The sequence below is a fragment of the Nitrospira sp. Nam74 genome, from assembly GCF_965152615.1.
In genome coordinates this window covers 4,236,785-4,250,738 of the sequence record NZ_OZ224220.1, presented here as the reverse complement: position 1 = coordinate 4,250,738, position 13,954 = coordinate 4,236,785, and the positions used below count along the sequence as shown (strand labels likewise).

The 13,954-nt window shown below is 54.6% G+C and carries 10 protein-coding genes; 9 read left to right on the top strand and 1 reads right to left on the bottom strand.

Annotated elements, in window-relative coordinates; all coding sequences use genetic code 11:
* Positions 1 to 7: 7 nt before the first annotated feature.
* The 9 genes from mobA to ACWHYZ_RS20015 all read left to right on the top strand — a co-directional run bounded on the left by mobA (position 8) and on the right by ACWHYZ_RS20015 (position 12,712).
* A complete protein-coding gene (mobA, locus tag ACWHYZ_RS20055) occupies positions 8 to 649 on the top strand; it encodes a molybdenum cofactor guanylyltransferase (protein WP_447984435.1) in 642 nt (213 codons plus the stop codon).
* A 4-nt stretch (positions 650 to 653) separates the two neighbouring features.
* A complete protein-coding gene (locus ACWHYZ_RS20050; RefSeq protein ID WP_447984434.1) occupies positions 654 to 1,661 on the top strand; it encodes a glycosyltransferase family 9 protein in 1,008 nt (335 codons plus the stop codon).
* An 86-nt stretch (positions 1,662 to 1,747) separates the two neighbouring features.
* Positions 1,748 to 3,502: an arginine--tRNA ligase gene (argS, locus tag ACWHYZ_RS20045; protein ID WP_447984433.1), complete on the top strand. Its 1,755-nt coding sequence runs from the start codon at positions 1,748 to 1,750 to the stop codon at positions 3,500 to 3,502.
* A gap of 9 nt (positions 3,503 to 3,511) precedes the next feature.
* On the top strand, positions 3,512 to 4,678 hold the full coding sequence (gene tgt / locus ACWHYZ_RS20040) for a tRNA guanosine(34) transglycosylase Tgt (protein WP_447984432.1): 1,167 nt from the start codon (positions 3,512 to 3,514) through the stop codon (positions 4,676 to 4,678).
* Positions 4,678 to 4,998, top strand: coding sequence for a preprotein translocase subunit YajC (yajC, locus tag ACWHYZ_RS20035; RefSeq protein WP_447987622.1), 321 nt, complete (start codon positions 4,678 to 4,680; stop codon positions 4,996 to 4,998). The genes tgt and yajC overlap by 1 nt, the downstream gene beginning before the upstream one ends.
* A 156-nt stretch (positions 4,999 to 5,154) precedes the next feature.
* Positions 5,155 to 6,798, top strand: coding sequence for a protein translocase subunit SecD (secD, locus tag ACWHYZ_RS20030; protein WP_447984431.1), 1,644 nt, complete (start codon positions 5,155 to 5,157; stop codon positions 6,796 to 6,798).
* A gap of 38 nt (positions 6,799 to 6,836) precedes the next feature.
* Positions 6,837 to 7,754 carry a protein translocase subunit SecF gene (gene secF, locus ACWHYZ_RS20025; RefSeq protein ID WP_447984430.1) on the top strand — a complete coding sequence of 306 codons (918 nt, stop codon included), beginning with the start codon at positions 6,837 to 6,839 and terminating at the stop codon, positions 7,752 to 7,754.
* A gap of 333 nt (positions 7,755 to 8,087) precedes the next feature.
* Positions 8,088 to 11,267, top strand: a complete 3,180-nt coding sequence (locus ACWHYZ_RS20020; protein WP_447984429.1) for a PAS domain S-box protein — start codon at positions 8,088 to 8,090, stop codon at positions 11,265 to 11,267.
* Complete coding sequence (locus tag ACWHYZ_RS20015) at positions 11,264 to 12,712, top strand: sigma-54-dependent transcriptional regulator (protein ID WP_447984428.1); 1,449 nt, start codon at positions 11,264 to 11,266, stop codon at positions 12,710 to 12,712. Before ACWHYZ_RS20020 ends, ACWHYZ_RS20015 begins: the two co-directional genes overlap by 4 nt.
* A 1-nt stretch (position 12,713) precedes the next feature.
* On the opposite strand, the gene ACWHYZ_RS20010 is transcribed toward ACWHYZ_RS20015, so the two are convergent.
* Positions 12,714 to 13,808, bottom strand: a complete 1,095-nt coding sequence (locus ACWHYZ_RS20010; RefSeq protein WP_447984427.1) for a WD40 repeat domain-containing protein — start codon at positions 13,806 to 13,808, stop codon at positions 12,714 to 12,716.
* Positions 13,809 to 13,954 lie beyond the last annotated feature (146 nt).

The window sequence follows — 13,954 nt, the reverse complement described above, 5'->3', positions numbered from 1 at the left end:
GGAACACATGGATTCTACACGCAAGCATATCGATAATGTGACGGGCGTCTTGTTGGCCGGCGGCAAGAGTCGTCGGATGGGCACCGATAAGCGTTTTCTCAAATTGCGAGGCGAAACGTTACTTCGGAGAGCCCTCTCAGTCTACGAACGCCTCTTTTCTGAGATCATCGTCGTTGTCGCGGAGCCGATCCCGGAACTGGGTGATATCGGGCATCCCATCGTTACGGATTTGATCCCAAACTGTGCCACTCTTGGTGGACTCTATACGGGACTGTCTGTAGCGAGTTATCCACGAATCTTCGCGGCGGCCTGTGACATGCCCTTTCTGAATCCAACAGTCATCGACCATTTACTTCAGTGTTGTGATGACGATGTGATCATGCCCAAACTCGCGAGCGGGTTACAGCCGATGCATGCCGTGTACTCGAAAGCGTGTCTCCCTTATTTTAAGCGAATGATGTTGATGAACAACCTGTCCATCCAGGGAGTGCTCGAAAGTCACGAACTAAGGATTCAATTAGTGCCGGAGGAAGTTTTGACAACGTTTGATGCGCAGCTCTTGTCCTTTCTGAACCTGAATACCCCGGAGGATGTGGAGCTGGCCAGGATCCTTGTCGAGCACGGTGTAAGGCAGGGTGAGGACTCTTGATAGTATGCCGCGGACACTATTTATTCTCCATCCTGGTTCGCTAGGCGACGTGTTACTCGCTCTTCCAGCCATCCGGGCTTTCCGTGCCTCGTTTCCTGATCATGTCTTGGGTCTCATGGCACAAGTGGAGGTCAGCCGACTGCTCTTGACCACAGGAGAAGTGCACAAGGCCTTTGCGCTTGAAGGTCCGTCGTTGGCGAATATGTTCGCTGGCGTGGGCTCAATTGATCCCGAGATAAAACAATGGCTTCTTAGCTGTGATGTGGCGGCGGCGTGGGTTGCAGACCCAGGCCACGATCTCGAAGCAGCACTCCGTCAATTCCGGATCGCTCATATTCTTGTGAGTTCACCGCACGCGGTCGAATACCGGTCGGTACATCAAGTTGATCGCTTTCTAGAGACCATCAAATCGGTGGTCTCGCTGCATTCTCACAGCACAACTGTCCAACTGCCTCCCGATACGATTCAGGATGCGGCCACGCGGTTAACCTCCATTCGAATGTTGCCCTCTCGGCCGTTGGTGATTATTCATCCTGGCAGTGGAAGCCGCCACAAATGCGTAGACCCACAGTTGTTGACAGATCTTTATAGACAGTACCGCAGCAATGGAATTCTGCCTCTGGTTGTCGGTGGACCCGCGGACGTGGATCAGGTGACCGCCCTTCGCCGCAGTTGTTGTGAACCATTTCGGGTGATGCACAATCTCGATCTTGTCAGGATGGCCGGCGTCATCGCTCATGCGGATTGTTTCATTGGGCATGATTCCGGGCTGACTCATCTGGCCGCCTGCCTTCAAGTGCCTACGGTGGCGCTGTTTGGGCCGACCGATCCAATTCGGTGGGCTCCACGCGGGTCTCATGTCACCGTAGTGACCGGAGCATCGTGTCATTGTCAAGGATGGGAGGCAGTCCGCGGATGTGCTGAAAAACTCTGCCTACAGATCACTCTTGAACAGGTCCTTTCAGCCTGCCCTCCGATGTGCCGGAGTGGTATACAACCAGCAGCCTCTTGAGCCTGCTTGTCTTGTTCTCCCACGCGGAGTTGTGCTAAAGTCCCCTGCTATTTTTCGATGGCATCTTAAGGAGTTAGGAGAGATTGGTGGCTCAGGATTTAGTCCGAGAAAAGGTGGCGGGAGCAATCCAGGATGCCCTGCAACGAGCGAAACAAAAGGGTCAACTGACAATTGAGCCTTTCCCCACCGTGTCATTGGACTTACCGAAGCGATCTGAATGGGGCGACCTTGCCACGACGGTGGCGATGACCCTGGCTTCGGCTGAAAAGCGTCCGCCCTATGATGTGGCACAAATCATTCTCGACCACCTACGCCCACACACTGCCATTTTCGAACGAGTCGAGATTGCACGTCCCGGCTTTTTGAATATGACGATCAAGCAGGATCTATGGCTCCAAGTCCTCATGGAGATCGCTGTACAGGGTGAGGCCTATGGTCGATGTGATCTTGGACAAGGTCGCCGGGTACTGGTGGAATACGTCAGTGCCAACCCGACCGGGCCTCTGCATGTGGGACATGGACGAGGCGCTGCAGTCGGACAGGCGCTTTCAAATTTGCTTCGGGTAGCCGGCTATGACGTGGTGACGGAATACTATGTCAACGATGCGGGGCGGCAGATGAAACTGCTCGGTGTCTCAGTGTATGCGCGATACCTGGAACGGCATGGACGTACCGTGACATTCCCGGAAGACGGGTATCGCGGATCCTATATCGTACAAGTAGCCGAGCGTATACAAGAGCAACTGGGCCCGGCCTTGCTTGATCTGCCGACAGAACAGGCCGAGGAGCGGTGTCGCGAGCTGGCCGGCGAGAACTTGTTACAGCTGATCCGAGAGGACCTCGCACGATTCGGGGTGACCTTGGACTCATGGTTCAGTGAAGCCTCGCTGGTGAATACAGGATTGGTGGAACGAGTGCTGGACGAACTCCGTACGCGCGGATTGTTGTTTGAAGAAGAAGGCGCCTTGTGGTTTCGCTCGTCGGCATTTGGCGATGATAAGGATCGCGTCGTTCGCAAACAAGAAGGAGAGTGGACATACCTCGCCTCTGACATTGCCTATCATCGTGACAAGCTCATGCGCGGCTATGACCTGCTCGTCGATGTGTGGGGTGCCGACCATCATGGGTATATCGGTCGAATGGAGGCGTCTGTCCAAGCCTACGGGCATCCCAAGGAGCGGCTGCGGGTCGTCTTGGTTCAGATGGTGAATTTGCTGCGAGGCGGCAACAAAGTGGAAATGTCCAAGCGAGCCGGCGAATTCATTACCATGCGAGAGGTGATGGACGAAGTAGGGGCTGATGCTGCGAAGTTTTTCTTTCTCATGCGCCGGTCCGATAGCCATCTTGATTTTGATTTGGATCTGGCTAAGCGGCAGTCAGCTGAAAATCCAGTTTACTATGTGCAGTATGCGCATGCGCGTCTCTCGAGCGTCTTTCGGATTGCCGAGGAACGTGGGATTCCGGTGCCCCAGCCACAGGAAGCCAGTCTTGACCTGCTGACGGATCCGGATGAACTCAGCCTTATCCGTAAGCTTTCTGATTATCCGTCGGTTGTTCGTGGCAGCGCGGCGGCACTCGAGCCGCATCGAGTCACGTTCTATTTGCAAGAGCTTGCGGGATTGCTGCATACATTTTATTACAAGCACCGTATTATGCCCGTGATGGGTGAGAGTGAAGTGGTTGACGAGCAATTTGTGTCGGCCGGCGAGCGGGTCGTCAAACAGCGAGAGTCCATCACGCCGGAACTGACAGCTGCGCGGTTGGTGATGATGCGGCAGGTGCAACAGGTCATTAGGAACGGGTTAAGGTTATTGGGAATTTCGGCTCCCGATCGTATGTAACGAGACGCGATGATCGAATTTATCGTTCGAAAGACGGATCTGGGTGGCGCGGCGCGATTAGGTACGCTGACAACAGCCCACGGCACAATTGAGACGCCGGCGTTTATGCCGGTCGGCTCTCTGGGGGCGGTGAAAGGCATCGAAGCAGATGATTTGCGTGGTCTTGGCTATGGATTGATCTTAAACAATGCCTATCACCTCTATTTGCGGCCCGGCCACGAGGTTGTGGCGACTATGGGCGGCTTGCATACCTTCACGTCATGGCCTGGCGCCATTCTGACGGACAGTGGTGGATTTCAAGTCTTCAGTTTGTCGAAGTTGTGCAAGGTGACCGACGAAGGTGTGACCTTCCAATCTCATCTGGATGGATCGTTGCATCATATTACCCCGGAACGAGCCATTGAGATCCAGGAAGCGCTCGGGGCTGACATCATGATGGCCTTCGACGAATGCGTGGCGCTCCCCTCCTCCCGTGAACGGATCGAGGATGCCCTGGAGCGCACGCAGCGGTGGGCGGTTCGGTGTCAGGCGGCAAGACGCCGAACCGATCAGGCTCTCTTTGGCATTGTCCAAGGCGGGCATGATGCTGCACTACGCGCGCAAGCTGCAGCCGGGATCGTCGACATTGGATTTGACGGCTATGCGATCGGCGGTTTATCGGTCGGGGAAGAGAAATCGGTCATGTACGGCATGTTGGATGCCAGCGTTCCCCTTTTGCCGAGCGAGCGACCCCACTATTTGATGGGAGTCGGGATGCCGGAGGATTTAGTGGAAGGCGTGGCGCGGGGTGTCGATATGTTTGATTGCGTCGTCCCGACCCGGCATGGCCGAACGGGCTCCTTATTTACGTCTACGGGGCGGCTTGTCATCAAGCATGCGCAATATGCTCGAAATGAACAACCGATCGATCCTTCTTGTGCCTGTCGGGTGTGTGCACGGTACTCCCGCGCCTATCTCCACCATCTTTTTCTCAGCAAGGAAATGCTGGGAGTGCGACTCAATACCTTGCACAACTTGTATTATTTTGCCGAGCTGATGAGGGGCATCCGGGCGGCGATTGCGGAGGGGACGTTTGCCGACTTCCGGTCGGCCTTTTATGCTCGCCGAATGAACAATGCAGATGAGAAGGAGGCCTCAGCTTTGCTGCAGGCCAGATCCGAGGAGGTTCGGTTGTGATGACCATCATGTCGGTTGCGTGGGCGCAAGGGGCAGGTTCGGGAAGCAGCGGGAGCACTCTCCTTTCTTTCCTTCCGTTCATCCTGATCTTCGTCATTTTTTATTTCTTGTTAATCTTGCCGCAACAGAAACGGCAGAAAAAGCTCAAGGCCATGCTGGAGGCGCTTAAAAAAGGCGACAAGGTCGTCACCTCATCCGGTATTTGGGGGACCATCACGAATTTGGGAAAAGACACCGTGACGGTGCAGATCGCGGATAATACAAAAGTCAAAGTTCAGCGGGACCACATTTCGCGAGTGCGCGGCGATGAAGAAGAGTAGGGAGGGAGGGGCACGACTGGACCGTCCCTATGCTCGCAGAGCGCGCACGATAAGAATGTGCTCGCTGCATGCGGGCAGTGAGGGCAACCCAGTCGTCCCCGTACCAGAATGCAAGTCATTCGGAAGCTATAGGGATGGAGAAAGGTTGAAGCAAGGATGAAAAAAGTCGGGGGGCGGTTTGCGTTATTGGGCCTGGTCATCGTCGTCTCGCTCGTATTTTTTATTCCTTCGGTCCCTGCCCTTTATCAACCGCTGCCGGGTTGGTTGAAGTCGGTGCTGCCGAACAAAGGGATTACGCTGGGCTTGGACTTACAAGGCGGCATTCACCTCGTGCTTGAAGTGGAAGAAGAGCGGGCCGTCGAAATTGCGGTGGATCGATCGGTCAATGCGATTCAAGATCTGTTGATCGAGAAGAAGATCCCGGTCGAGTCGGTGAAGCGGACCGCATCTGCCCAGGTCACGCTGACCTTCCAAAACGCCGAATTAAAGGCCCAGATACAGAAGGTGATGGAGGACTTTCCATCATTGATCGAGGTGGAATCGCAGGGAACATCTACGACGAGTGTCTATGAGCTTAAAGAGGCGGAAATCAAGCGCATTAAAGATTCGGCCATTAACCAGGCTTTAGAAACCATTCGCAACCGCATCGACCAGTTCGGCGTCGCCGAGCCGCTCATTCAACGGCAAGGCTTGAAACAGATCGTGGTCCAGCTTCCTGGTATCAGAGAACCGAAGCGGGCGAAGGATCTCATCAAGGAAACGGCTCTCCTGGAATTCAAGCTTCTCGACGAAGCCAGCAAACTCGCAATGGACCTTCCTCAGCGTGTTCCCAAGGGAAAAGAAGAAGAAGTTGTGAAACAGTTTGAAGGCAAGCTTCCCGAAGGCGACCAGATTTTATTCGAAAAGGTGGTTGAAAAGGACACCGGACGCGAGTCTCGCATTCCGTATCTGGTGAAGAAGCGCGTGATGCTGACGGGCGATGTGCTTAGTGATGCGCGGGTCTCCATCGGTCAATTCAATGAACCCTATGTGTCGGTGACGTTCGATGCCAAAGGCGCCCGGGAATTCGATCGAATTACCGGGGAGAATGTGAAGAAGCGCATGGCCATCGTGCTGGACAATACGATCTATTCCGCTCCGGTCATCAATGAACGGATCAGCGGAGGCCGCGCTCAAATCACCGGCACCTTTACGACCCAGGAGGCCAACGATCTTGCCATTGTGCTCAGGGCCGGCGCGCTCCCGGCGCCGCTCAAAATCATCCAGGATCTGACGGTCGGTCCGACCCTCGGACAGGATTCCATCCAAAAGGGCGTCCACGCCACGCTGTTTGCCGGGATCTTGGTCGTCCTCTTCATGATGGTCTATTACAAGATGTCGGGAGTGATTGCAGACTTCGCCTTGGTACTCAACTTGATCTGTCTAATTGGCGCATTGGCGGCGCTGAACGCGACACTCACATTGCCCGGCATCGCCGGCATCATCTTGACGATCGGGATGGGAGTCGATTCCAACGTGCTCATCTTCGAGCGTATCCGAGAAGAGCTTCGCCAAGGCAAGCCGGTTCGGCTGGCGGTCGATAGCGGATATGATAAGGCGTTTCTGACGATCGTCGATTCGCACGTCACGACCTTGATCACAGGACTTGCCCTGTTTTTATTTGGCACGGGACCGATCAAGGGGTTTGCCGTCACGCTGTGTCTCGGCATTACTATTAATCTCTTCACGGCCTTAATGGGCACAAAGACCGTGTTTGACTGGATCAATCAGCGGCGAAAGATCAGCGAACTCAGTATCTGATGAAGCCGTGAACGCTCTTCACTCTTTCTAGGAGAATCATGCTTGAAATCCTGGGGAAAACGAATATCGATTTCATCGGCAAGCGGCATCTTGCGTTTCTGTTTTCCGGCATTATGGTCTTACTAGGCATTGTTGCGGTGGTGCAAATTAGTCGCGGCCATGCGAATCTCGGGATTGACTTCGCCGGCGGCACCGCGGTGCAGTTGAAGTTCGACAAGCCGATGCGGATTGAGGAGGCCAGAACGACGTTGGAGTCTCATGGGCTGGTCAATGCGGAGATTCAAGAGTTCGTCAATGACAATAAACTCTTGATCCGGGTGAAAGCGGGTACAACAATCGAGGAAAAAGTTGCGGATCGCATCGTCACGGCATTTCGGAAAGACTTCCCTGATAATAGCTTTGTCATTGAGTCCACCACTGAGATCGGTCCAACGATTGGGCAGAAATTGCAGCAGGATGCGCTGATTGCGGTCCTCATTTCATTCGTTGGAATCATCCTCTACATTGCGGCACGGTTTGAACTTCGATTTGGTGTGGCGGCCGCCGTTTCGACATTCCACGATGTCCTTGCCGTCCTTGGGACTCTCTATATTCTGGACAAGGAAATCACACTTTTGGTCGTGACGGCGCTGTTGACGCTGGCGGGCTATTCATTGACCGATACGGTGGTGGTGTTCGATCGCATCCGAGAGAATTTAAAGACGCGCCGGCGCGATCAAATTGCCACTGTCATTAACACCGCCATTAACCAAGTGCTCAGCCGAACCATTGTCACGAGTTTAACAGTGGTGCTTGTTCTAATCCCCTTGACCGTGGGTGGCGGGGAAGTCCTCCACGACTTCTCATTGGCGCTCTTATGGGGCGTAATCATTGGAACCTATTCCTCAATCTTTGTAGCAAGCCCATTATTGACCCTTTGGCCGACTAGCGACGGCCGGCTATTCAAACGAACGTAGCAAACCCGGCGAACATTTTTGCCAAGTTTGCGATCACGCCGACAACCACCACGCGGCTTGCAGTCCCGCCCGTAAGGTGGTGAGGCAGCAGGATCCCACGCCAAATAATAGTTTATTGCGCTGTCCGGAGCACGGCGACGCGGCCAATTTACAGGTGTTGCTCGAAGCATTCAACCGATGCCAGAACAAAGCCTGAGCGGTGTGCTTCAGAGTAACTGGATGGGCACGTGTGGCGTGGCTTTTGTGCCGTTTCACTAAGTGTTACCGTTTCTTGACATAGGGGAGGACCGTAAATCACAATGGACGCCTAGGCTTGCAACGCATGTTACTGAAATGAAACTCTTGAAATCTCCGCAGAGTCTTCAACAAAAGGTCATCACGGCCATCGTGATGGTTGGCCTGCTTCCCCTCACGATCTCTCTTATTCTGACCTACATCGAGGAACAACGCGCGCTCCGCGAAACGATTGGCAGCAATTTTAAGGAAATTGCGGTGGAGGCGGCGCGCCGCATAGAAATGCAGGTCACGCGAGGGATCAACGAAGCACAGCAGCTCGCGACGACTCCATTTTTGAAGACCGCTGTGACCGAATCCAATCGTAGCTATGACGGCAAGACTGAGAAAGATGTTCAGGCGATGATTGGTGACTGGCAGCGGAAGTGGCGCGGCCGGGAGAAAAAGCAAGACTTTCCGCTATTCATTAACCGGATTGTGACCAATTATCTGATCCGGTGGCACGAGATCCGCAAATCCGACTACATCGCCATTTTCGTCACGGACAATCGAGGGGCGCTCGTTGTCAGTTCTATCCCACAAGTCGATTACTACTATGGAAAGACCGTCTGGTGGCAAGCCGCTTTTAATATGGGGCGCGGCCAGATCTATGTCAGCGATATCTATTTCGATCCCTCCTTCGGCACGCATGCGTTGAATGTATCGTTGCCGATTGTCGATGATGAGCAGGGCCGCGTGATCGGGACGGTCAGCGTCATTCTACGGCGCGATTCTCTTTTCCATTCCATTTCGGATGTCGCAATCGGTGCCACCGGCCATGCCATGCTGATGGCGGCTGACGGCGCGCCATTGATGTGTCCCGTGTTGTCTCCTGAAGAGCACCTCGTACGTCCGGATCTGGTGAAGCACATTGACCAGGCGCATGCCGGATGGATCGTGGCGAATGACGACACTCATGGCGGGCATAATTCAATCGTCGGATTTGCCCCCGTTCGTTTTAGTCATCAGCTGGCGCCAAATAGCTTGGGGGGAAAGCGATGGGTGACCTTCGTCCGCCAAGACCCGGCTGAGACCTATGCGCCGCTGACACAGCTGCTCTGGCAGGTCGCGGCCTATGGCGCGCTCGTCTTTGCCGGGTTATGGGCCACCGGAATTTTAGTCGCCAGACGGTTAGTTCGGCCGATCCGGCTGCTTCATGAAGGAGCCCAACGGATTGGAACGGGCGCTCTGGATCATCAGCTCAATATCAAGACGGGCGATGAAATCGAGCAGTTGGCCGGGGCATTCAACCATATGGCCGTCAATCTCAGGCAGTCGTTCGGCCAGCTCGAGCAACGCATGGCCGAGATTCGAGGATTGGAGGAGAAGTATCGTGATTTGATCGAGAATTCCCCCGAGATGATTCATCAGGTCGATAAAGCGGGGAAATTCGTTCACGCCAATCAGACAGAGCTTCACAAACTGGGGTATAGCCTTGAAGAGATGCTGGCGATGCATCTCTGGGACATCGTGCCGAAAGGCCGAGAGGCCGATATTTTGGAGTATCTCGAACGCCTTATGACCTCAGGCCGTGGCACCATGGAGACGATCTTTCTGACCAAGCAAGGGAAGGCAATCGATGTAGAGGTTCATTCCACTGCCCTGTTTGATATCGAAGGCGGCGGACTGCTGTACTCCCGTGCCTTCGTCCGGGATATCACACAGCGCAAATTGCTTGAGCAGGAAGTGCATCGCTATACCACCCAACTGGAACAAGAAGTTGCTGAACGAACGCAGCAATTGTCCGAATCGCAAAAGCAATATAAAGCCCTGTTCGATCTGGCGGCCGATTCGATTTTCATGGTATCCGATGACGGCCGCGTGATCGGTGTCAATAAACGTGAGGAAGAAGACCTGGGGTATTCGGAATCGGAAGCGGTCGGCCGGCAATTTCTTGACTTCGTGCCGGACGCTCATCAAGGCGTGACCACCTCGCTCATCGACAAGGTGGTGAAGGGGGAACGCCAGGTTCCGACGCACGAGATCGCAGTGGTGACGCAGGGAGGGTCTGTACGGCCTGTCGAAATGGACGTGATTCGCGTCCTGGACGGCATCAACCCCGCGATGATGATTCAGTTGCATGACATTACAGAGCGAAAACGGCTCGAGCAGCAATTGCATCGCTACAGCGAAGAACTGGAAGAAAAGGTCCGTGAGCGCACTCGCGAGATCGAAGCCACGAAGCAGTATCTGGAGAATCTCCTCGAAAATGCGAATGACGTCATTTATACGCTGGACGCCGACCAGCGCTTTACCTACGTCAACAATAAGATTGAAATCTGGGGATACCGAAAGGACGATATGCTCGGTCGGCCCTATTTGTCACTCTTGTCGAAACGACACCGCGGTCGTCGCCTCAAAAGCACATTGGACATCGGCGCGAAACAAGTCTATGAAGTCGAAGTCGTCACAAAAGCCGGTGACGTGCGGATGGTGACCGTCAGCGTGTCGCCGCTCTCAGACCCCGATGGAAAAATTCTTGGCGTCCTCGGAATTGCGCGGGATATTACCGTTACGAAAAAGTTGGAGCAGCAGATCTTAAATTCAGAAAAACTCGCTTCGGTGGGTCAGCTTGCAGCCGGTGTGGCCCATGAGATCAATAATCCGCTGGGCGGTATTCTGAATTGTCTCTACAACCTCCGGCAGGGCACCCTTTCTCCCGAGCGCCAGGCAGAATATCTCTTCTCCATGGAAGACGGGTTGCGACGCGTTCAGAAAATCGTCCGGCAGCTCTTAGAATTCTCACAGCAGCATGAACCCGAACTATCGCCGACGGGGGTAAATGAAGTCATCGAGCGGGTCTTGGTGCTCACTAATCACGTTTTTACGGCGCATCGGATTCGTTTACACAAGTATCTGCACGCCGATTTGCCGCCTCTGATGGTCGATCGGCACATGCTCGAACAAGTATTCATGAATGTGATCTTGAACGCCGTGCAGGCTATCAGGGGCGAAGGTGATATTACGATCCGCACCGAGGTGTTGGAAGACCGCTGTAGCATCCGTGTGAAAGATACCGGATGCGGGATTCCGACGAGTGTCCTGCCCCGGATCTTTGATCCCTTTTTTACGACGAAAGGGACAGGTGAAGGAACAGGTCTGGGATTATCCGTCAGTCTTGGCATTATTGAACGCCATGGGGGCACAATTCAGGTCGACAGTGAAGTCGGCAAAGGCTCGATTGTCACAGTCTGGCTACCGATGACGAGTGACCGGGCCCACGCTGGAAAGGTGTTATGAAAGCTCCATCCGTCTTGCTCATCGATGACGAACCCTTGATGCGGCTGTCGATGACGGATGCGCTCAGAGCGGTGGGGTATGACGTCCGTGCGGCGGCGACGGGACAGGAGGGCATGGACCTGCTGAGCCAGGCCGTCTTTGACATCGTCATTACGGATTTTCGTCTTCCCGGGGCCGACGGGTTACAACTGTTGCAAGCCTGTAAACAGCGATCACCACGCACAGAGGTCATCGTTATCACGGCGCATGGCTCCGTTGAGACCGCCGTCGAAGCGATGAAGCGAGGGGCGTACGACTTTATCACGAAGCCATTCGCCATGGATGAGCTCCTGCTGATCGTCGATCGTTTGAGCAAGGTCTTGGCGCTTCGGGCTGAAAATGTTGAGCTTCGTGAGGCTTTGGAAGGCAAGTTCAATTTCGAAGGGATACTGGGCAAGAATCATCGCATGCGGGATGTGCTGGAAAGAGTCCAGCTCATCTCCGCCACGGATTCGACAGTGTTGGTCGTAGGGGAAAGTGGAACCGGCAAAGAGCTGATCGCGAATGCGATTCATCGGAACAGTCCGAGGCAAGATCACGCCTTGGTCAAAATCAGTTGCGCGGCGCTCCCCGAATCATTACTCGAAGCGGAATTATTCGGTCATGAAAAAGGAGCGTTTACCGGCGCACTGCGGCAACGTCGCGGCCGTTTTGAATTGGCGCATAAGGGCACGCTGTTTTTGGATGAGATCGGGGAAATTTCACCGGTCGTCCAGGTCAAGCTGTTACGCGTCTTGCAGGAGCGCCAATTCGAACGAGTGGGCGGCAATGAGACCATTGAGGTGGACGTCCGGTTGGTCTGCGCGACCCAAAAGGACCTCAAGAAGGAAGTGCAGCAGGGACGGTTTCGGGAAGATCTGTATTACCGATTGAACGTTGTGCCGGTGGTGTTGCCGCCGCTGCGAGAACGGCGCGAAGACGTGATGCTCATTGCCGAGCATATGTTGCGGACTCGATGTGAGCGCACCAACAAGCCGCTGAAGGGATTTTCACAGGGCGCCCAAGAGTTGCTGTTGCGCTATTCATTTCCGGGAAATATTCGGGAACTTGAGAATCTCATTGAACGCGCGGTCGCGCTGGGACAGCCGAACGAAGAAATTCAGGCGGCCACGCTGTGCGGCAACCGATCCTGCCCCTATCTAGGTGGCAGGCCGCAGGATACGTGCGGGTTTTGTAGCGAAGGACTGACCGGCCATGTCACGGGGGCGTCGTCGGCCGAGGTGGACTCACTGTCAGCGGCTCGAGAGGCGTTTGAACGGCAATATATCGTGGCCGTCTTAGACCGAGTCGAGGGAAGCAAGACAGTCGCCTCGCGCGTATTGGGGCTGTCGCGAAAAGCCCTCTGGGAGAAGTGCAAACGTTATGGTATCTCTTCTGAGAAGAATGAATCCGACGAGGCGCTCTGAATTAGTCCGCCCCACCTTCCCACAATTTCACCAGACGATCCCATCCGGCTGTAGCCAGCCGACGCCCGTCTTGTGAGAAGGCAAGACCGCGAACGGCACCGTTGTGCGCCCGCAACGTTTTAAAGTGGCGGCCCGATTCAATGTCCCAGAACTTGACGGTCTCGTCATCGCTGGCGCTGACCAGCACTTTGCCATCGGGCGAGACGGCCAGTGCACGGATCCACTTGCCATGTCCCTTGAGCGTACGGACTTCCGTCAAAGACGGCATCTCGAAAAATTTGATTGTGGTATCGCGACTTCCTGAAATGAGAAGCTTTCCGTCCGGCGTATAGGTCAACGCACCGATCCACGTTTCCATGGCTTTCTGAAAGCCCCCGTCGTCTTCAACAAAAAACCCGCGCGACTCCGTTTGCTCGTCGTCCTCGTGCTCGCGCCAATGTCCGTTTACCAAGAGTTTTTCCTCGCCGCTGGGAAGTACTTCCCATAGCCTCAGTTTGCCGATATCACTGGCGCTCGCCATGTGCATTCCGTCCGGGGAAAACGCCACACACACGGACCAATGGTGATCGTACTGATCTTTGCCGAGTAGGGTCATGAGCTCGGTTCCGGTCGTCACTTCCCAAATCTTGATATCCTTATTGTGGCTACCCCGCGCCAGCATCAGACCGTCCGGTGAGAGGGACAGGCTGCAGACGTTATGGTCGTACCGGCTGAAGAGCAATTTTGTCGGCTCGCCGGTTTTAGGATTCCACATCCGAATGGTCCGATCTTCGGACCCCGTGATCAGGGTCTGTCCATCAGGGGTAAAGAGCGCCGCACGAATGTCGTGCGTGTGTCCTCGCAGAGATCGTAAGAGCCGTCCGGTCTCGACGTCCCACAAGCGGATCAGACGGTCAACTCCGCCACTGGCCACGGTCGAATTATCCGGAGATATCGCGACGGTCCAGACACCGTGTGAATGCCCGCGGAACGTTCGGATCTCCCGAGGGCCGGCCTTCCAGTACTCCAAAAAGTCGCGCGGTGGCTGTACTGCTGTTTCTTCCGCGAGACCGGATGATCCAGCCCCTATGGATTGGCTTGTCGATGGATCTACCATACAATCCTCACTTCACCGCCGGTACCATCCTCATTGTTCATCGGTTTCATCGTTTGCAAAAGCCCGTAAGCGGTCGCTATAATTGAAACTCCCTTTTGGTGAAGCCATCTTATGAGATGGGTCTCCAGTAAGTCAAGGCAACCGAA